A 24,062-nucleotide genomic window follows, 5' to 3' on the forward strand; every position below is an offset into this window, starting at 1 on the left:
CCGGACGCCCGGGCTGCGCGGACGCTCGGGCGCGGGCGCTCCGGCGCGCTCCGGCGCTCTCAGGCGCCGAGGGACGCGCCGCCGTCGACCGTCAGGTCGTGGAGGGTGATGTGCCCCGCCTGGTCGGACAGCAGGAAGACCACCGCGTTCGCGATGTCATCGGGCAGGGCCAGCTTCTTCAGCGGTATGCCGATCCGGAACGCCTCCGGGCGGCCTTCGATGGTGCCCTTCGGCCCGGACTCGTCGTGCCACATCGAGGAGAGCATCGGGGTGTCGGTGGAGCCGGGCGCGACCAGGTTGCAGCGGATGCCGTAGGGCGCGACCTCCAGGCCGAGCGACTTGGTGAAGAGGGCCGCGGCGGCCTTGGAGGCGGCGTAGGCGGCCATCTCGGCGCGCGGGGTGTTGGCGGCGTTGGAGGCCACGGTCACGAGCGCTCCGGAGCCGCGCGGGATCATCCGGTCGACGACGGCGCGGGAGAGGTGGAAGACGCCGGTGGCGTTGACGGCGAAGGTGGCGGCCCAGTCCTCGTCGCTGAAGGTGCGCACGGGCCCCAGGCGCAGGACGCCGGCCGAGTTCACGAGGTAGTCGATCGGACCCAGCCGTCGCTCGACCTCGTCCACGAGGGCGTTGACCTGCGCGCTGTCGGTGACGTCCGCGGGGAACGCCTCGACCGCCAGCCCGTCGGCGGCGTACGCGGCGACCCGCTGCTTCAGCGCGGTCTCGTCGCGGTCGACGGCGGCGACGGTGACGCCCCGCCGGCCCAGCATGTGGACCACCGCGGCGCCGATGCCCCCCGCGGCGCCGGTGACAAGGGCGATCTTGTCCTGCATGACGGTTCCTCCGTGGTCGTGGGCGAGAGAGGTGTACGGATCGGGCGGGCGCGGACGGGACGGCTCGTACGGACCGGCGCGTACGGGCGCCTCCGGACGGGCGCGCCGCGGGCCGGCGCGTACGGTCAGCCGCGCCAGGCGGACAGCACCGTGACGGCCTGGCCGGGGTTGAGCCGGGGGTCGCAGAAGCTGGTGTAGTGGTCGCCGCAGCGGCCCGCCCACTGCTCGCCGAGCACGCACTCGGTGACGTCGTCGGGGGTGGTCTCCAGGTGCACGCCTCCCGCGATGCCCCCGGAGGAGCGCACGGCGAGCTGGAACTCGGAGATCTCGTGCTCGATGGTCGTGGTGTAGCGGGTCTTCAGGCCGCCGGGGGCGTTGACCGTGTTGCCGTGCATCGGGTCGGTCAGCCAGATGACCGGGTGGCCGGCGGCGCGGACGGCCTCGACGAGCGGCGGCAGCTTCTTGGCCACGTTGTCGGCGCCCATGCGGGCGATGAGGGTGAGCCGGCCGGGCTCGCGGGCCGGGTCGAGGATCTCGCAGAGGGTGAGCAGCTCGTCGGGGCTCATGCTGGGGCCGACCTTGCATGCGACCGGGTTGACGACCTCGGCGAGCAGGGCGACGTGGGCGCCGTCGGTGCGACGGGTGCGTTCGCCGATCCACGGGAAGTGGGTGGAGGCGAGCAGCAGCCTGCCCTCGTCGTCGCGGCGGAGCATCGGCACCTCGTAGTCGAGGAGCAGGGCCTCGTGGCTGGTCCACACGGGCGGGTCGATGACCGGGCGGCCGACGGGCTTGCGCCAGCCGAGGTGGCCCATGATGTCGTTGGCGGCCATGTAGCCGGTCAGCAGGCGCAGCGGGTCGGGGCGGCGGGACTCCGGGTCGGGCTCCGGGCCGTTCACCATGTGGCCTCGGTAGACGGGGAGTTCGAGCTCGCCGATCTTCTCGGTGTTGTTGGACCGCGGCTTGCCGAACTGGCCCGCCATGCGCCCGACGCGGATCACCGGCTTGTGGGTGATCATCTTCATGGCACCGGCGAGCAGGTCGAGCACGGCGGCCTTGCGGGCGACGTGCTGGGCGGTGGACTCGTCGGGGTCCTCGGAGCAGTCCCCGGACTGGACGATGACGGCCTCGCCCGCGGCCACGCGGGCGAGCAGGGTGCGCAGGGTGTGCACGTCCTGGGGGCTGACCAGCGCGGGCCGTACGCTCAGTTCCTCCCGTACGCGTTCCACCTGCGACTCGTCTTCCCAGACGGGCTGTTGCAGGGCCGGCCTTTGCCGGATGTCGAGCAGAGTGTTGTCCACAGGGGGTCTCTCCTAAGACGACAGGGCGACGGTGCGGCGGCGTTCTCGGTGGGGATCCGCTCGGCGGGAAAAGCGCGGTGGCCGGGCGCGAGCGGAGGACGCGTGAGCGGGCGGAAGGGCCGGCCGGCCGGCGGACCGCCGAAACCGGTGTCCGCAGCAGGGGCGGCCGGCCCTGAATTCGTTCGAATCATGTGCCGGATGCGGGCCCGCGGCCAATGCCGCGGGCCGCACTCCGTCAAGTGGGCAGAGAATCCATCAGGTCGGACGGAGTCCCGGTTCGCGTGCGTTTGCGGTGTCGTACGCGGCGTGTCGGGCGGGCTTCACCCGTCACTTCGCCCGCGCATTCCGTCGGCTTCACGCGCCGGCGCGTACTCCGGTTCTCGCCGCGTTCACACGATTTCCATCTGGGCCATCATTCCCATGGCCGCGTGGTCGAGCATGTGGCAGTGGTACAGGTACTTTCCGCGATAGCTGTCGAAGGTTGCCTGGAACTTCACCGTCTCGCCGGGCATGACCCGGATCGTGTCCTTGAGTCCCGCCTCGGCCGGGCCGGGCGGATTTCCGTTCCGTTCCAATACGCGGAACTGCACGAGGTGAATATGGAAGTTGTGCGGAATGGCCTGGTTGCTGTTGGTCACCGTCCAGATCTCCGAACCTCCCCAGGGCACGGTGTTGTCGACGCGGTTGTGGTCGTAGATCTTTCCGTCCATGTAGCCCTGCGGGTGGGGGCGCCCGTCCTCGTCCATGCTCATGACGACGGTCCGGTGGCCGGTGACGGCCGGCAGCGGGGGCAGCGTGCGCAGCGTGGCGGGCACGGAGCTGGAGTCGGTCGTCGTCTTCACCACGTCGAAGCGGAGCACCTTGCCGGTCAGCTCGGCGGGCCCGGGGCCCTCGGTGTTCTCCAGGACGAGCTTCGTGCCGACGGGATAGCGGGAGAAGTCGATGACGACCTCGGCGCGCTCGCCGGGCGAGAGGGCGACGGTGTCGGTGGAGAAAGGTCTCTCCAGGAGGCCGCCGTCGGAGCCGATCTGGACGAACGGCGACCCGTCCGCGAGACGGAGGGTGAAGAACCGCAGGTTGGTGGAGTTGAGCAGCCGGAAGCGGTACTTCCTGGCGGTGACCTGGAAATACGGCCACGCCTTGCCGTTGGCGATGATGGTGGACCGACTACGGAAGTCGTCCATGGTGTAGACGAGCCGGCCCTTGTCGTCGAAGTGCCCCTCGCGAAGCATGATCGGCACGTCGTAGGGACCGGTGGGCAGCGGGAGCGCCTTCTCCTGGGCGTCGCCGAGCAGGTAGAACGCGGAGAGTCCGCGGTAGACGTGCTCGCTCTCCATGTGGTGGGCGTGGTCGTGGAGCCAGAGCGGGGCGTGCGCCTGCTGGTTGGGGTAGTGGTACGTCCGGACGCCGCCGGGCTCTATGGTGGCCATCGGGTCACCGTCGTGTTCCGGGGCCACGTGGCCGCCGTGCAGGTGGATCGAGGCCGGCATGGTGAGCTTGTTGTACTGGTTGATGACGACCGGGCGGCCGGACGTGGCCCGGATGAGCCCGGGGAAGCCGCCGTTGAAGGTGAAGACCTCGGTCCACTTGCCGGGCAGGATCTCCTTGCTGGTCCGCTTGATCGAGATGTTGTAGGTGTCCACGCCGTTGGCGGTGGAGCTGGGCGCGATGACCTGTGGCAGGGGCATCGGCTGGGTGAACAACGCGACGGCAGTCGCGTCGGCGGCGGAGGCCGACGCCGATCCGAGCAGCGGGGTCAGGGCTGCGCCGGTGGCCAGAGTGCCGCCTGTCGCCAGGGAGGCACCGATGAACCGTCGTCTGGAAAGCATGGGGATTCCCCTCGTCAAGGACGCGCGTGGTTCGCGCGCCCGTATCTCCGTGCTGTGGGCGTGGGGGGACGTGGGGGGAGCGTGGGGGTGTGGGGGTCCCCGGCCCCGCCGACAAGGGCGGACCCGGGTGTTTCACGGCCCGCGCGTGCACGCGGACCGAGCTTGTGGGGGCCGGGAGCCGCGGGGGACGGACCGGCCGGCGGGGCGGGAGCCACGGGGGACGACTCCGCGGGCCAGGGGCCGGAGGCCGTAGGGCGGACCCGCTGGCGGGGCGGGAGCCACGGGGGAGGCGGCTCCGCAGGTCAGGGGCCGGAAGCCACGGGGACGGCTCGGCAGGTCCGGGCCGGAGGCTCGGCGGGGTTCGTGACGGTCTACGTACGAGGGGGCCGGGACTCAGGCGGCCCGGCACGTGAGCGGCCCGGAACGGGCAGGGCGGGCCCGCCCGGGTCGTACGGCGTCCGGCTGCCCCCGGCCGGCGTTCGCTCGGTCGGCCTTCTCGGCCGCTGGTCGGGCGGGCCGGTGGCGTCCGGTACGACGTTCGCGGCGGGTCGGGCCCGACCACCCGGCGGCCCGTATGGGACCGGCCGGGGTCGGCTCACGGTCACACCGGCCCGGATTGCCTCGGCCGCTGGTCAGACGGGCCCGAGGCGTGCGGTACGCGGTCCTGGCGGCGCCGAGGCGTGGCTCGAACGGCCTCGGCCGCGCGGAATCGGGGCCGCCAGCCCCTCCGCCCCGCGCCGGCCCCGTCCCAGCACCCCTCAGGCGGACGGGCCCAGGGCCTGAAAGGGCCGGGGCCGGCCGGGCGGGCAAGGAGGCTCCGGGAATTCGGGGTGCGGGCGCCGGCACAATGCGGGCTGCCGCCGGCCAGGCGACCGACCCCGAAATCCGTTTCCCGGAACGCGGTCGCGCGCGTCAGTCCTTTTCGACGACGACCTTGATCTTGCCCAGCGTCTCGGTGATGTCCCGCGTCATCTTCTCGGTCCAGTCCGCGATGAACTTCCGCTTCCCGTCCTCGTCCATGTCCTTGGTGATCTCATGGATTCCGGGCGAGGCGTATCCCATGCGGAAGGTCTGCGAGAGCGTGGCCCCGTCCTCCGCGGGCTCGATGAGGAACGACCAGGTGAGTTCCTGCGGAGCACCCGTCTTCGAGTGGATCTTCCAGCGGAAGGCGCGGCCCGGAGTCGTCTCCAGCACTTCCGACTTCGTGTGCCAGATTCCGCGGATGAGCGGAGCCCACGACACGATGTCGTCGCTGCGGAAGTTCTCTCCCTCGAAGATCGAGCCGACCTGGCCCGGCTCTCCGGACAGCCACTTTCCGCCCTGGAGTTCCGAGCTCCACTCGGAATGCCGCTTCATGTCACTGACGATCGAGTAGATCTTGTCGGCGGAGGCCGCGATGTGAATCTCGGCACCCAGATCGAAAAGGGGGCGGGAGTCCAGAATCGACGTTGTCATGCCTGGATCCTGCCGATCCCCCCGAGTGTGCTCAAAGGTTCACGAGTGAATCCGTCAGGTCACGGTGACATGGCCCGACACCCCCGCGGCGACTGACCTGACTGAGTACGCCGAAGCGCATTGGCCGGGCCAGGGGCGTACGGCACCCTCGCAGCGTCGTCACTCTTCGACGTGCCGTCTTTCGGCATTCGCATACCCGGGGAGTTTTGTTTATGGACCGGTCGGGAGTTGGACATGAGCCGCCTTACAGTCCGCGGAGACGTACCGTCGTCGCGGCCGCCGCAGCAGTGGCGACCGCGGTGACCGTGCCGGGCGCGGCCGCCGCCGGCACCGCGTCCACCGCGGAGGCCACGGGTGTCGTCACCCGGGTCGGCGGCGGTCTCATCAGGGGCGAGCGGGCCGGCGGTCTGTCCGTCTTCCGCGGGGTCCCCTATGCCGCTCCCCCGGTCGGCGCGCTGCGCTACCGCTCGCCGCGTCCGGTGACCCCCTGGAGCGGGGTGCGGGACGCGACCGCGTTCGGTCCCGTCTCGTACCAGTCGTATCTGCCGGGCTCCAGCGAGGACAGCCTCTACGCCAACGTCTGGACCCCCGACACGCGGGGCTCCCGGCCGGTCGTGATCTACATCCACGGCGGTGGCTGGTTCCTCGGCGCGGGCAGCGAGCCGGACTTCGACGGCGCCCGGCCCTCCGCCCACGGCGACATGGTCGTCGTGACGTTCAACTACCGTCTGGGCGCGCTGGGCTGGGGCCTGCACCGGGATCTGGTGGACGGGCAGACCGGCGGATACTCCAACTGGGGCCTCCAGGACCAGGTGGCGCTGGTGCGGTGGGTGCGGCGCAACGCCGCGGCCTTCGGCGGCGACCCGGACAACATCACGCTCGTCGGCACCTCCGCGGGCGGCTCCTCGACCTGGCAGCTCGGTCTCCTTCCGGAGCTGCGCGGCATCATCAAGCGGATCGTCCCGATCAGCGTCAAGCACGTCTGGGAGCCGGCGAGTTCGATGAGCCCGGAGGACTCCCACCGGGTCTTCGAGCTGGTCGCCCGCAAGCTGGGCACCACCGTGCGGGGCCTGCGCGCGGTGCCGGCCGACCGACTGAAGGACACCTGGGAGAAGATCTTCTCCGGCAGCCCCACGGACCGCGAGATATCCACCTGGCGCGAATACCAGGGCCCGGTCGTCGACGGCCGGTGGATGCTCGGCCACGACTACGAACTGCCCACCCCGGACCTGCCGACGCTGTCGATCTACGGCCGCACCGAGGGCACCTTCTTCACCACCGGACCCGGCTATCCCTTCCCCGGCCCGCACCCCACCGACGACGAGAGCCTGCGGACGGCGGTCCGGGCCGTGCTCCACAAGGGCGCGGTCCACGTCGCCGACACCGAGGTCGACGCGGCCATCTCGGCGTACCGCAGGGCCGCCTCCATCGACGGGCTGCCCCAGGACCCGGTCTCGATCTGGGGGGCGATCTGGGGCGACAGCCTCTTCCGCTTCCAGATCACCCGGCTCGCCGAGCGCCAGGCCCGGGAACGGCCCACCGTCCCCAGCTATCTGATGGAGTTCGCCCACCCGGTGGCGCCGCCGCTGACCGGCACCCCGCACGAGGCCACCTCCAAGTTCCTGTTCGGCACGTACGGTTCCGCGGTCAACGCCCCGCAGTACGGCGACGGGCCGCTGGAGCGCCTGGTCTCGGACACCTTCATCGACCTGATCTCCTCCTTCGCCCGCGGCGGGGCACCGAGCAGCCCGAACGCGCCGACCGTCCCGGTGTTCTCGCCGGACCGGCCCAGCACGCTGCTCCTGGGCGGCGCGCGGGTGGCCGAGATCGGCGAGCGCTCCGCGCCGCGCCAGCTCGCCCACTGGGACACCGCGGGCTGGGTCCCGGTCCCCGCGCCGGCCCGCCCCGCCCGCACCTGACTCCGTACACCCCGCTCACCGTTTTTCGAGGAAAGGACCTGAGGCGCCATGTGCGGACTCACCGGCTGGGTCGCCTACGACCGCGATCTGACGCTCGGCGGCGACACCACCGAGGCCATGACCCGGACCCTGGAGTGCCGGGGCCCGGACGACGGCGGCATCTGGCTCTCGCGCCACGCCGCCCTGGGGCACCGCCGTCTCTCCATCATCGACCTGGAGAACGGCCGGCAGCCCATGCACGCCGTCCCCGGCGACGACAGCCGGCCCGTCCTCATCTACACCGGTGAGGTCTACAACTTCCGCGAGCTGAGGGACGAACTGGCCGGGCTCGGGCACGAGTTCCGCACCTCGTCGGACACCGAGGTCGTGCTGCGCGCCTATCTGGAGTGGGGCGAGGAGTTCGCCGAGCGCCTCAACGGCATGTACGCGCTGGCCATCTGGGACCCGCGTACGGAGGAACTCCTCCTGGTCCGCGACCGGATGGGCGTCAAGCCGCTCTACTACTACCCGACCGCCGACGGCGTCCTCTTCGGCTCCGAGCCGAAGGCGATCCTCGCCCACCCCGACGCCGAGGCCGTGGTCGACGCCGAGGGCCTGGCGGAGATCTTCGCCATCATCAACACCCCCGGCCACGCCGTCTTCAAGGGCATGCACGAGGTCGTCCCGGGCACCGTCGTCCGCTTCTCCCGGACGGGCACGACCACCCGCACCTACTGGACGCTCCAGGCCCGTCAGCACACCGACGACCTGGACGCCACCATCGCGAAGGTCCGCGAGCTGCTCGAGGACATCATCGAGCGCCAGCTGATCGCCGATGTGAAGGTCGGCACGCTGCTCTCCGGCGGCCTGGACTCCAGCGCGGTGACCGCGATCGCCGCGAAGGTGCTGCGCGACCAGGGCTCCGACGAGAAGATCACCGCCTTCTCGATCGACTTCAAGGACCACGGCAAGACCTTCCGCGACAACGGCATCTGGATGGACCCGGACACTCCGTACGCCGTCGACGTGGCCGAGCAGTCCGGCGCCGAGCACGTCATCGTCGAGCTGGAGAACCACGACATCCTCGACGAGGGCGTCCGGTCCGCGGTGCTGCGCGCGCAGGACCTGCCGGTCTCCACCGGCGACATGGAGCACTCCCTCTACCACCTGTGCAAGGCGCTCAAGGAGCGCGTCACGGTGGCGCTCTCGGGTGAGGCGGCCGACGAGATCTTCGGCGGCTACAACTGGTTCTTCGACGAGGAGGCCGTCAACGGCGACACCTTCCCGTGGTACGACGCCTGGCGGCGGCTCGGCGGCCTGGACACGATCAAGGAGATCGGTCTCTGGGACCGGCTCTCCCTGGAGGAGTACGTCAAGCGGCGGTACACCGAGTCCCTGGAGGCGGTGCCGCGGCTCGCCGGCGACTCCCGGCACGAGGAGCGGATGAAGGAGCTGACCTGGCTCAACATCACGCACTGGGAGAAGTTCCTGCTGGACCGCAAGGACCGGATCTCGATGTCCACCAGCCTGGAGGTCCGCGTCCCGTTCACCGACCACCGGCTCGTCGAGTACGTCTACAACGTGCCGTGGGAGATGAAGAACTTCGACGGCCGGGAGAAGAGCCTGCTGCGCGCGGCCGCCGCGCACGTGCTGCCCCAGTCGGTGCTGGAGCGCAAGAAGAGCCCGTACCCGTCCACGCAGGACGTCGAGTACGTCACCGCGCTGCGCGCCAAGGTCGAGGCGCTGCTCGCCGACGGCTCGCCGGTGCTCCGGCTCGTCCCGCGCGAGGGGATCCAGAAGCTCCTGGACAAGCCGCTGGAGGAGTACGCGGCGCTCGGCGGGCTCTGGGGCACCCGGGCGGTGATGGAGCGGCTGGTCGAGTTCAACGCCTGGGCGCTCGCCTATGAGGTCCGCATCCAGCTCTGACCCGCGCTCTCGCCCTGCTGCGGCGTCGTGTTCGGCCTCCCGGCCGGATGCGGCGCCGCGGCCGCATGTGTACGCCTCGCACCACCGGCGCCACCCGTTCCAACCGCATCACAGCTGGGAGCTGGTCACCATGACCAACACTAGTCGTCACCGTGCCGCCCGCCGGTCGGCCCTCTCGCCGCGCGCCCGCACCGTCGTCCTGGAGTTCCTGATCACGGCCGGGATCCTGTTCCTGATCGTCACCACGGCCCGGTGGATCTTCGCCCCGGACGCGCCGCTCGGCTCCGTACTGCGGGGACGTGCGGCCTTCGTCGCGCTCGGGATCTTCTTCGGCGTCGTCAACACGGCGATCATCCACTACTCGATGAGCCGCAAGACGGCCGGGCACATGAACCCGTCGGTGAGCATCGGGCTCTGGCTGCTGCGCGTCTTCCCGGGCCGGGACGTGCTGCCGTTCTGCGTCGCGCAGATGACCGGCGCGGTGGCCGGGGTGGGGCTCGCCCGTCTGGTGTGGGGGGCCGACGTCGGGCTGCCGCAGGTCGGCTGGGCGGCCGTCGCGCCGCAGCCCGACTGGGGGTTCTGGGGCGTCCTGACCGCCGAGACGGTGGGGCAGCTGATCTGCATGACCCTGGTCGCCGCGCTGCTGATACGGCCCCGGTGGGAGTGGCTGATACCGGGGGTCGTCGGGCTGTGCATCACCGGCTTCATCATGATCCTCGGACCCATGTCGGGTGGTTCGGTCAATCCGGCGCGGCAGTTCGGGCCGGCGCTGTGGGCCGGGAACTACGGCTTTCTGACCGCCTATCTGATCGGTCCGGTGCTGGGCGCGGCGCTCGCGGCCGGGCTCGCGGCGGCGCTCAGGCCGCCCCTCGCCCCGCCGACCGTCGCCGATGTCCTCCCCGTGGACATCGGCATTCCCGCCGCCCCCGTGCCGCCGCCTCCCTTCCCGCCGCCGGTGGCCGCACCGGCCGCCGCCGAGGGGACGGTGTGTCCCGACACGATCCCGCCGGAGTTCCTGTGGGACGACCCGCACCGCATCTGACCGAGACCCGAGAGCCCGACCGATCCAGGAAGACGGAGAGAACCATGTGGGGAACGTACGGACTGCCCGTGGCGGTGGAGACCGACCCGGAGTGGCAGACCGACCTGCTCGACCTCGACGCGTATCTCGCGCGGATCGGCTTCACCGGGCCGCGCACGCCCACCGCCGACACGCTGCACCGGGTGCTGCGCGGGCACATGTCCGCGATCGCGTTCGAGAACCTCGACATCGCGCTCGGCCGCCCGGTCTCCCTGGACCTCGGCCGGATCCAGGACAAGCTGGTCCGGGCGGGACGCGGCGGCTACTGCTACGAGAACAACCTCCTGCTCGCCGCGGCGCTCGACCGGCTCGGCTTCCCGGTGACCCGGCTCCTCGCCCGCATCCGGCAGGGGGAGACCCGGCGCCGGTTCCGTACGCACACGGTGCTGCTGGTCCGGGCCGACGACCGGGTCTGGCTGGCCGACGCCGGATACGGCTACAGCGGGCTGATGGAGGCGCTGCCGCTGGAGGACGGGGCGACCTCGACGGTCGCCGACTGGACGTGGCGGCTGGCGGCGGAGGGTCCGGACTGGGTGGTCCGCATCCCGGAGGGCGACGGCTGGTTCGACATGTACAGCTTCCGGCAGGAACCGCAGTTCCGGATCGACTTCGAGGCCGCTCACTACCTCTCCTCCACCCGGCCCGGCTCGCCGTTCGTGGGTCAGCTCGTCGCCCAGAAGGAGACCGAGAAGGAGCGCCGGCTGCTGCGGGACAAGACGCTGGAGCTCCGGTACGCCGACGGGCGGGTGGAGCAGCGTGAGCTGAGCGCGGCCGAGACGGTGTGCGCGCTGGACGAATTGTTCGGGATCGAACTGACCGACGAGGACGAGCGGCTTCTGCTGCGGTTCTTCGCCGGAAAGTGACATCCAGGGGTGGGACTTGACGGACTTTCCCCGGGCCCGTGGATCGCCGCCGTAACGTTCGGAGAAGGTCGCGAACGGGCCCTTCCGTTCAGCCGGTGCCCGTCATTCCGAAGTCAAGGAGCAGGTCTGTCATGACCAACGTCGCAGTCATCTACTACTCGTCCACCGGCAACGTCCACGCGCTGGCCACCGCCGCCGCGAACGCCGCGGAGAAGGCCGGTGCGGAGGTGCGGCTGCGCAAGGTGGCGGAGCTGGCCCCGCAGTCGGTGATCGAGACGAAGCAGGAGTGGGCCGACCACGTCGAGGCCACCCGCGACATCGAGGTCGCCTCGCCGGAGGACCTGGAGTGGGCCGACGTCGTGCTGATCGGCACGCCGACCCGCTTCGGTCTGCCCGCCGCCCAGGTCAAGCAGTTCATCGACACCACCGGTGGCCTGTGGGCGCAGGGCAAGCTGGTCAACAAGGTCGCCTCGGCGTTCACCTCGACGTCGACCGCGCACGGCGGCCAGGAGTCGACGCTGCTGGCGCTGAACAACACCTTCTACCACTGGGGTGCGGTCATCGTGGCGCCCGGCTACGCCGACCCGGTGCAGTTCGCCCCCGCCAACGGCAACCCGTACGGCACGAGCAGCGTCTCGGCGAACGAGGCGAACAACGTGGCGGGCGAGAACCTGGCCGCGATCGAGTTCCAGACCCGTCGCGCCGTCGAGATCGCCACCGCCCTGAAGAAGGGCTTTGCCGCCGTCTGACGGCCGCGGACACACGTGAAGGGGCGGGACGCTTCGGGCGTCCCGCCCCTTCGGCGACTTCGCGAGTCGCCGTGATGGCGCGTCATGTCGGCCGGATCCTTCGGCCTTGGAGTGCCCTGGCCACGGAGTTCCACGGCCCGGACGGCGTCCGGTCTCAGCCGAACGCTCCGGCGGTCAGGAGGCGGGGCCGGGCGGAGGTCTGTCGGCCGAAGGCCGGCCGGGCCACGTCGCGGACGGTCAGGATCGAGCGCTGGAGCCTGCGCAGCCGCGCGGACGGCTCCATGCCGGTCTCCTTCTTCAATCCGTTGCGGAGCCGCTGGTAGACCTCCAGTGCCTCGTCCTGGCGGCCGCAGCGCAGCAGGGCGACCATGAACTGCCCGTGCAGCGGCTCGTTGGTGCGGTACTGCGCGACGAGTTCGGACAGGTCGGAGATCATCTCGAAGTGGCGGCCGAGCCGGAGCTGCGCCTCGACCCACTGGTCGAGGGCGCTCAGCCGGGAGGCCTCCAGGCGCTCGATCTCGGTGCGCAGATGGGGTCCGGCCGCGACTCCCGCGTACGGTTCGCCGCGCCACAGGGCGAGCGCGTCGCCGAGGCGGCGCGCCGCGCGCTGGAGGTCACCGGCCTCCATGGCGCGGTAGCCGGCGCCGGCCGCCCGCTCGAACTGCCAGGCGTCGTTGGAGCCGCCGCCCGTGTCGAGGCGGTAGCCGCCGGGCAGCGAGACGAGGACCGACTCGGCGGTCCGCCGTTCCAGCCAGGCGGTGCCGGTGGCCGGCGGTTCGGCGCTGGGCAGCGCGGTCGTGATCAGAGCCCGCAGATCGATGATGTGGGACTGGAGTTCGACACGTGCGCCGCGCGGCGCCCCGGACGGCCAGAGCTCCTCCATCAGGACGGTCACGGGTACGACCTGGTCGGCCTTGGCCGCCAGCAGTGCGAGCAGCTGCCTCGGTGCGGCAGCCGTCGGAGTGATCGACACCCCGTTCTCGCGTACTGACAGTCCCCCCAGGATCCGGACGTCCACTTTGCCCCCTCAGTGTCTGTGCGCGGCTAAGGCCCTGGACGATTAGAAAAGAGACCGGGAGGCATGTCAATAAGAAACCGCGGGGTACGGAAACTCGGACTCGACGTTCCGCCAGGTTTGCCCCGGTTCACAGGGGTCTGACGACATCAAGAATCCGTGAACGAGAGAAGAAAACGTACCCGCGCGTCCAAGATCTGGACTCACGGGTACGCTTTCCGTCATTGATTCGTGACGACCAGGAGATGGCGGGTTCGTGTCATCCTCAGAAAACCAGCGCAGGGGTATGGTTTCAAACCATACAAATGTCATGCGGGGTTCACGGAGCGTGACACCCGGGCGTCGGGTCTAGGACGTGCTTCGAAAGTAGCGTCGTCCGCCCGCAGGGCGGGGCCGGGGGCGTCTGGTGCGTGCGATCGCAGGCGGAGGGTGGGGGCACCTCCCGCGCCGCCAGGCGCAGGGGGAGAGAGCGCAGCGGGCTGCGCCGACGACCGACAACGCAGCGTGGGGGCACCTCCCGTGCCCGAAGGGCTACGGGGGAGTACGTGCCAGGCGTTCCCGGCCAGACGGGACTTTCGAAACACGCCCTAGCCCGCCGCCGCCTCCGCGGCGCGCAGCGCGCGGGCGCCCCGGCCGGGCTCCATGTCGAGCATCGCGAGGACGGCGGGCACGGCGATGCTGGGCAGCACGTGGCGGTAGAGCGCCGAGGCCCAGCGGTCCATCTCGGACCGGTTGCTGCCCAGGGCCTGGGTCATCAGGTTCAGTCCGGCGTAGGAGCCCACGACGAGCGGGGCCACCTCCTCCGGGTCGGCGTGCGGCAGCAGTTCACCGCGCCGCTTGGCCTCGTCGAGGACCTTGAGGTTGAGGTCGGTCCACTCGCGGTAGGGCCCGCTGCGGTTGAGCTCGTGCCCGCCCTGGTCGAGGGTGAGGCGCACGCTCCCGCGCAGCAGGCCGTCGTGGGTCAGCCGGTGGGCGAACACCATGCCGATGTCGACGAACTCCTGCAGCTTGGACACTTGCGGCATGGGCATCGGCGCCGTCGACACCTGGGCGTCGATGACGGCGTGCGCGAGGTCTTCCTTGGAGTCGAAGTGGAAGTACAGCGCACCCTTGGTGACCTGGGCGAGCTGCAGGATGTCGGAGAGTTTCGCGGCTTCGTAACCACGCTCGTCGAAGACGGTGGCGGCCGCTTCCAAGATCGCCTGGCGCGTCCGAATCGCGCGATCCTGCTTCGCCATCGGGGTTCACGTCCCTCTCATAGCCCGAAGCCCCTCGGGGCGCTCGCGCTCGCTCCGTGCCTGCTCGCACTTCACAGTTGAAAACAGCAAGTATGGACGGATACGTGCAGGGGGCACAAGCCGTCCCGCACGTGCCGTCCGGCCGCTCGCGGAGCCCGTCAGAGCACGGGTCGTCATGGCGGTCACACCATCGTGAAGCCGCCGTCCACCGGCATGGTGACGCCGGTGACGAACGACGCTCGGCCGCTGCAGAGCCAGGCCGCCGCCTCGGCGATCTCCTCGGGCTCGGCGGTACGGGGCTGGGGCGTGGCGGCGTGCAGGGCGGCCTCGACCCCGGGGACCGCGTCGAACCAGGCGCTGACCACTTCGGTACGGGTCGTCCCGGGGGCCACCGCGTTGACGCGGATGCCCTGGGCGGCGTACTCGGCGGCGGCCGCCTTGGTCAGTCCGATGACGGCGTGCTTGGCGGCGACGTAGGGGGCGGCGACCGGGGTGGCGAGCAGACCGCCGACGCTGCTGTTGTTGACGATCGCGCCGCCTCCGGTGGGCAGCATGGCCGCTATCTCGTCCCGCAGGCAGTTCCAGGTGCCGCGGACGTTGACGTCCATGATGCTGTCGTAGAGGTCGTCGTCCATCTCGTGCAGGGGCTCTCGCGGGGTGCCCCAACCGGCGTTGTTGAAGGCGAGGTCGAGCCGGCCGAAGGTCCGGACGGCGTGTGCCACGGCGGCCCGGGTGTCCTCGCGTCGGGTGATGTCGGTGACCACGTACTCGGCCTCGAAGCCCTGTTCGCGCAGGTCGGCGACCACGGTCTTGAGCTTGTCCTCGCGGCGGGCGGCGAGGACGACCCGGGCGCCCTCCCGGGCGAAGACCCGGGCGGCGGCCGCTCCGATTCCGCTGCTCGCTCCGGTGATCAGGGCGACCTTGTCGGTCAGCAGGCGATGGTCGGTGGTCATGGGACTGTCGTCTCCCTCGGCAGGTGGACGGCCGGTGGCCGGCGGCGGGACGTCGGACCCGCCGTCGGCTTCATGCCGGCCCTCCAGGTGGCTTCGTGTACATACGCCACGGAGGCCTCAGCGGTTCCGTGGGCGACCGGTGGCGGCCTCGTCGTCGAGGGTCCGCAGCAGGGGCTCGTCGATCTCGTCGAGCGAGCGCACCAGGTGCCGGACGCCCGCGGCGCGCATCAGTTCGCCCTGGAAACCGTACGCGAAGTCGCCGGGGTGGCCGATGAAGGGGATGCCCAGCTCCTGGGCGGCCTCGGCGACGCGCGCGACGTCGTCGATGAACAGGGCCTGGTCGTGGCGGAGACCGAAGATCTCCGTGGTGATCTCGTGCAGGCCGGGGCGGAAGTCGTTGGTGCAGACGTAGCCGGGGCCGTCGAACAGGTGCGCCCACTCCCCCAGATGGCGGTCGAAGTGGCTCTTGTCCAGTCCGCCGTAACAGACCGTCCGCAGGCCCAGGCCGCGCAGCCGCAGCAGCAGCTCGACCGCGCCGTCGAGCAACCGCAGCGGATCCTCGGCCAGATGGCGGGCGCGTTCCTCGAAGTAGGCGGTCAGGACCGCCTCGGGGCTCGCGTCGAGCCCGGCGGCGGCGCCGAGGGCCTTGGCCGCGACGAGCTGGGGCTGGGAGAAGACCTCCCGCTCGACCGTCGCGTCGTAGCGCCCGCCGCGGCTGGTGACGAAGTGGTGGATGACCGGGCTGAACGTGTCGTTGAGCAGGACGCCGTCGATGTTGACGGCCGCGAGGCGTATCTGACGCAGAGGTTCCACGGTGGTCTCCCAGGGACAGCCGATCGGCGAGCCGGTCTTACCGGGGCGAATCGCTCGGATCGTGACGCACCCACTCGAACCGGCGTCTCGGGGGCCCGAGAAACAAACCTGGCGGTACAGATTTCCGGCAGCCTGGAAGATACCCGAAGCAACCTCCTTCGTGAACCCTGGGGTCTCACGAACCGGACATCCGCCGTGCTGACAGGCGCCGTTGGGCATATGACCGCCTCACGGGGCCCAGCGCGACCCGCGGCCGTTTTTCGTACCGGTCGCGCACCGACCTGACAGAACCGTACTCGGACGCTTGTCAAACAGACCCATGAGTTCGTACTTTCCGCCTGCTGATTGTCCGAATCTTCTTAGTAGGCCCCTAGTTGAGGGATCTCATGCTGCAGACGCCCGCTCCGAGCGACATCGTGGACACCGAACACCTCTCCCGGCTCACCACGACGGCTCCCCGCGAGTACGTCCACCGGGCCGCGCTCGCCGAGGTCTTCCTGACCGCCGAATGGTCCCGTACGGACGAGGCACACTTCACCCTGAGCGCCCAATGGCCACGTACCCACGCCTTCTTCGCCCCGCTCGGGCGTACGCACTACGACCCGATGATGGCCGCCGAAACGATCCGGCAGGTCGGCGCGCTGCTCGCCCACGCCGGGTTCGGCGTCCCCCTCGGCCACCAGTTCCTCATGTGGGAGCTCAACTACCGCGTCGTGCCCGGCGCGTTGAGCGTGGGCGAGACACCCGCCGACCTGCGCCTCGACGTGTACTGCTCCGACATACGCCGACGCGGCGGACGCCTGACCGGGCTCGCCTACGAGGTCGTCATCAGCGAGAACGGCCGCACGCTGGCCACCGGCGACGCCCGCTACACCTGCACCAGCCCCGAGGTCTACCGCCGGCTGCGCGCCGACCGGCTCGACGCGCCGCCCACCGCCTCCGCGCCGCCCACCGCACCCGTGGAACCGCGCACGGTCGGCCGCGTCGACGACTTCGACGTGGTGCTCACCCCGGCCGGCCGGCCCGACCGCTGGCGGCTGCGGGTCGACACCCGCCACCCCGTCCTCTTCGACCACCCCGGCGACCACATCCCCGGCATGGTCCTCCTGGAGGCGGCCCGCCAGGCGGTGCACTCGCTCGCCCCCGAGGGGCAGGTGGTGATGCCGACCGCGATGGACTCCACCTTCCACCGGTACGCGGAGTTCGGCAGCCCCTGCGTGATCGGGACCGAGCCGGCCGTGAACTACCCGGGCAGCAGCGAGCGTCTGGTCCGGGTCATCGGGCGCCAGGACGGCGAACTCCTCTTCACCGCGATCACCGCGGTCACCGCCCTGCCCACCCGGAACTGAGCCCTCCGGGCACCGACGGGTGCGGGCCCGGCGGCCCGGGTCAGGCGACCGCCGCGGCGGTCAGCAGCCCGAACGCCGCGGTGATCAGCACCGTACGGATCAGATGGAAGCCGTTCCACCGCTTCTCGAAGGCCGCCCGGACGGTCGTCGGCGACTCGCCGGTGCTCTCCGAGGCGGCCAGCGCGGTGTTGAGCGGGATGTTGCCGCCGATCGTGACCAGGTGGTTGAGGACGGCGCAGACGAGCCCGGCCAGGACCAGCCACGTCCCCGTCCGCGTCCGCCCCTCCTCGGGGACGAGGAAGGCGGCGACCGGGAAGGCCACGACCCCGAGGAACACCACCAGGAACACCGGCTTGGGAACGTACTCGTTGATCCGGCGCATGGCGTCGACGAACGCGGCGTCGTCCAGCCGGGCCAGGGCCGGCATGATCCCGGTGCGGAAGATCAGCATGAAACCGGCGTAGAGCCCGGTCGAGGCGACGGCGAGAGCGAGCAGCAGGGTGGCCATGGGCCCCATCATGGGGGCACGCACGGCCCGCCCGCAGCACCTGTGGATCAACCGCTGTACGGATCCCCGGATTCCGCTCCCGCCCCCGGATCCGCGTCCGTACGGACGCGGGCCGCCCCGAGGCGGTCCGCCCGCCGGATCGACTCCGTCAGCTCACGGACCACCTTCGAGTCCCCCCGCTCGGCGATCCCGCCCGCGTGCTCCGCGAGCCGGGAGAGCGGCGGCGCGCCCGGCAGGTCGCCGCCGCGCAGCGCATCGGCGAAGTACGCGGCCACGGCCGTCAGCTGCAGGCTGTCGTGCCCCCGCGCCCAGACGGAAGGGACGAGCGCGCCCGTCGCCATCGCGCCGGACCGCTCCCGCGGGGCACGGGTCGCCGGATCGAGCCACCGGACCGTCGCCGTCGCCAGCCGACCGGACCGGCCGGGCCGCGTCTCGACCGCGTACAGCGCCGTGACGGTGTGCCCCGCGCCCACCTCGCCGCCGTCCACCCGGTCGTTCCTGAAGTCCTCGTCGGCGACCTCCCGGTTCTCGTACCCGATCAGCCGGAACCGCTCCACGGTCGCCGGATCGAAGGCGACCTGCGCCTTGGCGTCCCGCGCGCGCAGCTCGACGTGGCCGGGGAGCTGCTCCACGAAGACCTTGCGGGCCTGCTCGCGGGTGGAGACGTACGTGGTGTGGCCGTCGCCCTTGTCGGCGAGCCGCTCCATGAACGCGTCGCCGTAGTCGCTGCCGACCCCGACCCCGAAGAGGGTGATCCCGTGGCTGCGGCGCTCGGCGTCGATCCGGCTCAGGATCGACTCCGCCTCCGTGTCACCGGTGTTGGCGAGGGCGTCGGAGAGCAGCACCACCCGGTTGGTGGCGCCCGCGCGGCGGCCCTCGACGGCGACGTCGTACCCCGTGCGCACCCCGGCCTCGACGTTGGTGGAGGAGGAGGTCGCCAGCTCGGCCACCGCGCTGCGGATCCGCTCCCGGGCGCCGCCCACCCGGGTCATCCGCAGCCGGGTCTCCGCCCGGTCGCTGAAGGTGACCAGGGCGACCGAGTCGTCGTCGCGCAGCTCGTCGGTGAGGAGCCCCAGGGACTCCTTGACCAGGTCGAGCCGGCCGGGCTCGGCCATGGAGCCGGAGACGTCGACGACGAAGGTGAGGGCGGCGGGCGGGCGTTCGCCCCGGCGGTCGGCGGTGCGGGTCGCGAGGCCGACCCGGACGAGCGACCACCCCTCGGCGCCGGTCCGCCCGCCGTCGACGGTCACGCTGAACCCGTCGTCCTTCGGCCGGGGGTAGTCGGGCCGGAAGCTGTTGACGAACTCCTCCGGCCGTACGGTCGCCGGGTCGGGCAGCCTCCCCTCGGACAGGGTGCGGCGGGCGTATCCGTACGAGGCGGTGTCCACGTCCAGCGCGAAGGTGGAGAGCCAGTCGGCGGCGGGCGGCCGCGACCGCTGCTCCCCTTCGGCCGCCCCTTCCCCCGGGGGCGCGGGGGCGTCGGGCGCGGCCGGTGAGCGCCGCCCGTCCGGGGCGACCGGCGCCCGTTCACCCCCGCTCCGGTCGGCCGTGGCCTCGCCGCCCGACCCGCCCGCGCACCCGGTCACCCACAGTCCGGCGGCCAGGATCCCGGCCGCGAGCCGCACCCGTCGTCGTCGCTGCATGTCATCTCCCCCTCATGACTCGGCACTTGTGTATGGGACGTCCGCGGAGCACGGAAGGAGCAGACGGGAGGGTTGCGGAAGGATCTCGATGCGGCAACGGCGAGCGGTGTGGACGGCCATGGCATGGAGTCGCCATCCTTTTCAACAGGGGTTGTCACCGTGTGCAGTCACATGCGTACATGGAGTGGCACACCGATCGGGCGGGGGTGGTGAGCGGTGTCAGAGACTGCGGGCTCCGTGATGCTCGCCCGGTCGGCCATGGACCGGGCCGCGCCCGAGGCGCAGCGGCCGCCGGGACGCCCGGTGCGCGGGACGCGCCGGATCAGCGCCGCCCTGGCCGGCCTCACGGCGTCGGTGCGGCACGAGCTGCTCACCTTCGACGACCCGGCCGCCTCCGCGGGCCGAGCGATCCCCGAGGCGTTCCTGGAGTTGGCGGCAGCGTGCATGCGGACCGCGGCGGAGCAGGCCCGCGAGGTCAGACGGATCGTGCCCCGGCACGCCCTGGCGCTGGTCGCGGGAATGGTCGATACGCCCGGCCAGGCGCGGATGACGGACACGATCCCCTTCAAGATGATCGTCGTCGACCGCACGGTCGCGGCCGTCCCCCTGGATCTGGAGCTGCTCCACAACGGCCTGCTCCTGATCCGGGACCCGGTCGTCGTCCAGGCCCTGGTCCGCGCCCATCACGTCAGTTGGGACCTGGGCGAGGAGCTGGTCGGGGCGACGGCCCCCTCGCGCGAGCTGACCCCCCAGCTCCGTCCGGTCCTGGAGGCCCTCCTCTCCGGGCTGACGGACGAGGCCGCCGCCGCCCGCCTCGGCATGTCCCCGCGCACGTACAGCCGCCGGGTGGGCGAGCTGATGCACGCCCTCGGCACGACGAGCCGCTTCCGCGCGGGCGCGGAAGCGGCTCGAAGAGGCTGGCTGTGACCGGCCGCCGGACAGGGCCCGGCCATGGCCCGGGGCACTCCCTAGGACACGATGTCCTTGCGGGAGAAGCCCCGGAAGGCCAGGGCGAAGAGGATCAGCGCGTAGGTCACCGAGATCGACGCTCCCTTCGCCATGCCGGCCCACTCCAGCTGGGGCTGGAGGGCGTCCGCCCAGGCGAACTGCCAGTGCGCCGGCAGGAAGTCGCGCCAGGAGCCGAGCGCCGTCACCGCGTCCAGGACGTTGCCGACGATCGTCAGGCCCACCGCGCCGCCGACCGCGCCCAGCGGGGCGTCGGTGCGGGTGGAGAGCCAGAACGCCAGACCGGCCGTCACGAGCTGGGAGACGAAGATGAACGCCACGGCGAGCGCGAGCCGGGGCAGGGTCTCGGCGGCCGGCAGGGTCCCGCCCGTGGGCAGCCGCAGCGGGCCCCAGCCGTAGGCGACCGTCCCCGCGACCAGGGCGACCAGCGGCAGCAGGACCATCGCCGCCGCGCTGAAGCCCAGGGCCACCGCCAGCTTGGACCACAGCAGCCGGGCCCGGGGCACGGGCGCGGCCAGGAGGTAGCGCAGCGAGGACCAGCCGGCCTCGGAGGCCACGGTGTCCCCGCAGAACAGCGCCACGGGAATGACGAGGAGGAAGCCCGCCGAGACGAAGAGGCAGGTCGCCGCGAAGTTCGCGGCGGACGCCGTCGCCGTGTCCATCAGCGTGATGCGGCCGTTGCCGTTGCCGTCCGGGGTGCCGCCGATCGCGAAGGCGACGATCAGCACGAACGGCAGGGCGGCGAGCACCGCGCCCATGACCAGGGTGCGGCGCCGCTTCAGCTGCCGTACGGCCTCGACGCGCAGGGGCAGGGTGTGCGAGGCCCGGTAGCCGGGAGCGGTCTCCACCGGTTCCGCGATCGCGCTCATGCGGATCCTCCTCCGATCAGGGTCAGGAACGCGTCCTCGAGGCGCCGGTGCGGTCCCACACCAGTCACGGGCACGTCGTGCCGCACGAGTTCGCCGATCAGCTCGGTGGCGGTGGCGCCGTCGAGCGCGACGAGCAGTCCGTCGTCCGCCCGTACCACCGACGCGATCCCCGACAGGGCGGCGATCTTGTCGACGAGGGGCGCGTCGACGGGCCCGCCGAGGGTCACCAGCAGGGTGTCCCCTGCGCCGGTGATCTCGGCGACCGGCCCGGCCTGGACCAGTCGGCCGCGGTCCATGACCACGAGGTGGGTGCAGGACTGTTCGACCTCCGACAGGAGGTGGCTGGAGACGATGACGGTCCGGCCTCCGGCGGCGTACCGGATCATCACGTCCCGCATCTCGCGGATCTGCGGCGGGTCGAGGCCGTTGGTCGGCTCGTCCAGGATCAGCAGGTCCGGCAGCCCGAGCATGGCCTGGGCGATGGCGAGCCGCTGCCGCATGCCCTGCGAGTAGGTCCGGACGGCGCGGGAGAGCGCATCGCCGAGGCCGGCGATCCGCAGCGCCTCCTCCGTGTGCGCGTCCTCGGCGGGGCGGCCGGTGGCCTTCCAGTAGAGGTCGAGGTTGTCCCGGCCGGAGAGGTGGGGCAGGAAGCCGGCGCCCTCCACGAAGGCGCCGACCCGTGAGAGGACGGGGGCGCCGGGCCGGATGGCCTGCCCGAAGACGCGGATCTCGCCGTCGTCGGGGGTGATCAGGCCCATCAGCATGCGCAGGGTGGTGGTCTTCCCTGCGCCGTTGGGTCCGAGGAGCCCGAGGACCTGGCCCTGTTCGACCCGGAAGGAGAGGTCCTGCACGGCATAGCGGTCGGAGGACTTGGCGTACTTCTTCGTCAGTCCGGTGATCTGCAGCGGTACGGCGGCCAGGGCCGGGTCCGGGGCGGGCGCGGCGGTCCGACGGCGGGCGGTGAGCAGCAGGGCCGCGGCGACCGCGAGTCCGAGGAGCGGCAGCCCCCAGACCCACCAGGGCAGCCCGGCCGCCTGGGTGGCGACGGCGGGCGCGGTCGGCACGGTCAGTCCGCTCGCGACCGCGACCGTGTAGGTGGCGGGGGCGGCCGGGGAGGCGTAGCCGAGGTCGGTGGCCGCGACCACGAGCCGCAGCCGGTGCCCGGCCTCCACCTCGTGGTCGATCGCGGGCAGGGTCAGCGCCACGCTCCTGCCCTGGCGGGCGTCCTCCACCCGGACGGGGGCGACGAGCTGGGCGGGCAGCACCTGCTGCCGTCCGTCGGGCCCGACGTCGTACACCTTGCCGAAGAGGACGGCGGAGCCGTCGGCGCTGTCCGACGTCACCGTGACGCGGACGGTCGGCGAGCCGGTGATCCGCAGGGGCGCCGACCGCGGCTTCGTGTCGAAGGCGGCGAACTGGCCGGGGAAGTCGAGGGAGAGGCCGACGCCGAGGGAGGAGAGCTGGGACAGCCCGCCGCCGATGCCGGGGACGGCGGAGATGGCGGGCGGGTTGGCGCCGGCCGGGTTGTGGAAGGGCCGGGGGCGGTCGCCGTCCAGCGGCAGGGAGGTGGCGCCGGCCGAGAGCCCCGGGTAGGCGGCGGCGGTCGCTCCGCGCAGCAGCGCCTGCCCGTCGGTGGAGTCGACTCCTCCGGTGCGGCTGACCCGGAAGGCGGGGCCGGTGTCGGCGCCCTTGTCGTCCTTCAGGTGGCGGTCGAACCAGGTGGCGATCCGGGCCTCGACGCGGCCGGCCTCGCGGTTGCCGCCGTCGTGTCCGCCCGCGATCCAGTCGACGGCCACGGGGGCGCCGTTGGCGGTGATCGTCCTCGCCATCGCGTCGGCGTGGGAGAGCGGGAAGAGCGAGTCGGTCTGGCCCTGCACGATGAGGGCGGGCACCTTGATGCGGGCGCCGACGGCGGAGGGGCTGCGCGCCTCGAGGAGAGCGCGGGCTGCGGCGTCGGGCTTCCCGGCGACGGCGACGCGTTCGTAGAGGGCGCACAGCTCGGCGGTGAACCGGCCGCAGGCGGGGGGTGCGGCGGCGCGCGTGGCGGCGGCCGGGGCGGCGGGCTGCGCGCCTGCCGGCCGCTCGCCCTGCCGCTCACTCGGCTCGCCCTGCTCCTCGCCCTGCGGCCGGCCCTGCTGGAGGCCGCCCGGCTGGTTGCCCGACGAGAAGAAGATCCCGGCCCAGAGCTTCTTGAAGACCCCTTCGGGGAAGAGCGCGTCGGCGAGGTTCCAGTACGTGATCTGCGGGGCGATCGCGTCGACCCGCGGGTCGTGTCCGGCGGCGAGCAGGGCGATCGCGCCGCCGTAGGAGGCGCCGGTGACCCCGACGCGCGGGTCGCCGTCCTTGTCGAGCCGTACCTCCGGCCGCTTCGCGAGCCAGTCGACGAGTCGTCGGACGTCCTTGACCTCGTGGTCGGGGTCGTTGAGCCCGATCTGCCCGGTGGAGGCGCCGAATCCGCGCGCGGACCAGGTGAGGACGGCGTATCCGTCACGGGCCAGGGTCTCGGCCTGGGCGCGGACGTCGTCCTTGGAGCCGCCGAACCCGTGGCCGAGGAGGACGGCCGGCCGCCGCTCCGAGGGGGATCCGGCGGTGAAGTAGGAGGTGTCGATGCGTGCCCCGGGCACGTCGAGCACCTGGTCCGCGCGGTTCACGGGAGGTGGTTCGTCGCCGGCGACGGCGGTCACGGTGCCGGCCCCCGCGAGCAGGGCGAGGGCCGCGGTGACCGCGGCCCACCGGGGAAGTCGGAGCTTCATGTCTGTGAGCCTAGGCGGACCGGCCG

19 protein-coding genes are annotated in these 24,062 nt (G+C 71.9%); 7 read left to right on the forward strand and 12 right to left on the reverse strand.

Annotated elements, in window-relative coordinates; translation table 11 throughout:
- Window positions 1-59 precede the first annotated feature (59 nt).
- The 4 genes from ACFZBD_RS24115 to ACFZBD_RS24130 all read right to left on the reverse strand — a co-directional run bounded on the left by ACFZBD_RS24115 (window position 60) and on the right by ACFZBD_RS24130 (window position 5,412).
- Entirely contained in the window at window positions 60-830 is a 771-nt protein-coding gene (locus ACFZBD_RS24115; protein WP_391142882.1) for a 2,3-dihydro-2,3-dihydroxybenzoate dehydrogenase, read from the reverse strand.
- A 125-nt stretch (window positions 831-955) separates the two neighbouring features.
- On the reverse strand, window positions 956-2,128 hold the full coding sequence (locus ACFZBD_RS24120) for a 3-deoxy-7-phosphoheptulonate synthase (protein WP_391142886.1): 1,173 nt from the start codon (window positions 2,126-2,128) through the stop codon (window positions 956-958).
- 389 nt (window positions 2,129-2,517) lie between these two features.
- Window positions 2,518-3,957: a multicopper oxidase domain-containing protein gene (locus tag ACFZBD_RS24125; RefSeq protein ID WP_391142888.1), complete on the reverse strand. Its 1,440-nt coding sequence runs from the start codon at window positions 3,955-3,957 to the stop codon at window positions 2,518-2,520.
- Window positions 3,958-4,869: 912 nt separating this feature from the next.
- Entirely contained in the window at window positions 4,870-5,412 is a 543-nt protein-coding gene (locus ACFZBD_RS24130; RefSeq protein ID WP_391142890.1) for an SRPBCC family protein, read from the reverse strand.
- A 299-nt stretch (window positions 5,413-5,711) separates the two neighbouring features.
- Between ACFZBD_RS24130 and ACFZBD_RS24135 the strand changes: the two genes are divergently transcribed.
- From ACFZBD_RS24135 to wrbA, 5 genes are all read left to right on the forward strand, one after another.
- Window positions 5,712-7,331 (forward strand): carboxylesterase family protein, encoded by a 1,620-nt coding sequence (locus ACFZBD_RS24135; RefSeq protein ID WP_391142893.1) that lies wholly within the window; start codon window positions 5,712-5,714, stop codon window positions 7,329-7,331.
- Window positions 7,332-7,379: 48 nt separating this feature from the next.
- Window positions 7,380-9,236 (forward strand): asparagine synthase (glutamine-hydrolyzing), encoded by a 1,857-nt coding sequence (asnB, locus tag ACFZBD_RS24140; protein ID WP_391142895.1) that lies wholly within the window; start codon window positions 7,380-7,382, stop codon window positions 9,234-9,236.
- Between the two features lie 130 nt (window positions 9,237-9,366).
- A complete protein-coding gene (locus ACFZBD_RS24145; RefSeq protein ID WP_391142896.1) occupies window positions 9,367-10,278 on the forward strand; it encodes an aquaporin in 912 nt (303 codons plus the stop codon).
- A gap of 44 nt (window positions 10,279-10,322) precedes the next feature.
- Window positions 10,323-11,180: an arylamine N-acetyltransferase gene (locus ACFZBD_RS24150; RefSeq protein WP_391142898.1), complete on the forward strand. Its 858-nt coding sequence runs from the start codon at window positions 10,323-10,325 to the stop codon at window positions 11,178-11,180.
- Between the two features lie 131 nt (window positions 11,181-11,311).
- The gene (gene wrbA / locus ACFZBD_RS24155) at window positions 11,312-11,929 is read left to right on the forward strand and encodes an NAD(P)H:quinone oxidoreductase (protein ID WP_391142901.1); all 618 of its coding nucleotides are present in this window, start codon (window positions 11,312-11,314) and stop codon (window positions 11,927-11,929) included.
- 154 nt (window positions 11,930-12,083) lie between these two features.
- On the opposite strand, the gene ACFZBD_RS24160 is transcribed toward wrbA, so the two are convergent.
- The 4 genes from ACFZBD_RS24160 to ACFZBD_RS24175 form a co-directional block, all read right to left on the reverse strand.
- The gene (locus ACFZBD_RS24160; protein WP_391142902.1) at window positions 12,084-12,902 is read right to left on the reverse strand and encodes a BTAD domain-containing putative transcriptional regulator; all 819 of its coding nucleotides are present in this window, start codon (window positions 12,900-12,902) and stop codon (window positions 12,084-12,086) included.
- 629 nt (window positions 12,903-13,531) lie between these two features.
- Window positions 13,532-14,182, reverse strand: coding sequence for a ScbR family autoregulator-binding transcription factor (locus tag ACFZBD_RS24165; protein WP_391142905.1), 651 nt, complete (start codon window positions 14,180-14,182; stop codon window positions 13,532-13,534).
- A gap of 182 nt (window positions 14,183-14,364) precedes the next feature.
- Window positions 14,365-15,135, reverse strand: a complete 771-nt coding sequence (locus ACFZBD_RS24170) for a glucose 1-dehydrogenase (RefSeq protein ID WP_391142906.1) — start codon at window positions 15,133-15,135, stop codon at window positions 14,365-14,367.
- Between the two features lie 117 nt (window positions 15,136-15,252).
- The gene (locus tag ACFZBD_RS24175; protein WP_391143351.1) at window positions 15,253-15,939 is read right to left on the reverse strand and encodes an HAD family phosphatase; all 687 of its coding nucleotides are present in this window, start codon (window positions 15,937-15,939) and stop codon (window positions 15,253-15,255) included.
- Between the two features lie 395 nt (window positions 15,940-16,334).
- On the opposite strand from ACFZBD_RS24175, the gene ACFZBD_RS24180 reads away from it, so the two are divergent.
- Window positions 16,335-17,297: a ScbA/BarX family gamma-butyrolactone biosynthesis protein gene (locus tag ACFZBD_RS24180; protein ID WP_391142908.1), complete on the forward strand. Its 963-nt coding sequence runs from the start codon at window positions 16,335-16,337 to the stop codon at window positions 17,295-17,297.
- Window positions 17,298-17,337: 40 nt separating this feature from the next.
- Here ACFZBD_RS24180 and ACFZBD_RS24185 read toward each other — a convergent pair whose 3' ends face one another.
- Both ACFZBD_RS24185 and ACFZBD_RS24190 read right to left on the reverse strand, forming a co-directional pair.
- Window positions 17,338-17,805 (reverse strand): anthrone oxygenase family protein, encoded by a 468-nt coding sequence (locus ACFZBD_RS24185; protein WP_391142910.1) that lies wholly within the window; start codon window positions 17,803-17,805, stop codon window positions 17,338-17,340.
- A gap of 47 nt (window positions 17,806-17,852) precedes the next feature.
- The gene (locus ACFZBD_RS24190; protein WP_391142912.1) at window positions 17,853-19,448 is read right to left on the reverse strand and encodes a von Willebrand factor type A domain-containing protein; all 1,596 of its coding nucleotides are present in this window, start codon (window positions 19,446-19,448) and stop codon (window positions 17,853-17,855) included.
- 216 nt (window positions 19,449-19,664) lie between these two features.
- Here ACFZBD_RS24190 and ACFZBD_RS24195 point away from each other — a divergent pair, with 216 nt between their 5' ends.
- On the forward strand, window positions 19,665-20,375 hold the full coding sequence (locus tag ACFZBD_RS24195; protein ID WP_391142915.1) for a DNA-binding response regulator: 711 nt from the start codon (window positions 19,665-19,667) through the stop codon (window positions 20,373-20,375).
- A gap of 41 nt (window positions 20,376-20,416) precedes the next feature.
- On the opposite strand, the gene ACFZBD_RS24200 is transcribed toward ACFZBD_RS24195, so the two are convergent.
- Entirely contained in the window at window positions 20,417-21,283 is an 867-nt protein-coding gene (locus tag ACFZBD_RS24200) for an ABC transporter permease (protein WP_391142916.1), read from the reverse strand.
- Complete coding sequence (locus tag ACFZBD_RS24205; RefSeq protein WP_391142918.1) at window positions 21,280-24,036, reverse strand: alpha/beta fold hydrolase; 2,757 nt, start codon at window positions 24,034-24,036, stop codon at window positions 21,280-21,282. The genes ACFZBD_RS24200 and ACFZBD_RS24205 overlap by 4 nt, the downstream gene beginning before the upstream one ends.
- Between the last annotated feature and the right edge of the window lie 26 nt (window positions 24,037-24,062).

Source organism: Streptomyces sp. NPDC008121 (assembly GCF_042957155.1).
Taxonomy (GTDB): domain Bacteria; phylum Actinomycetota; class Actinomycetes; order Streptomycetales; family Streptomycetaceae; genus Streptomyces.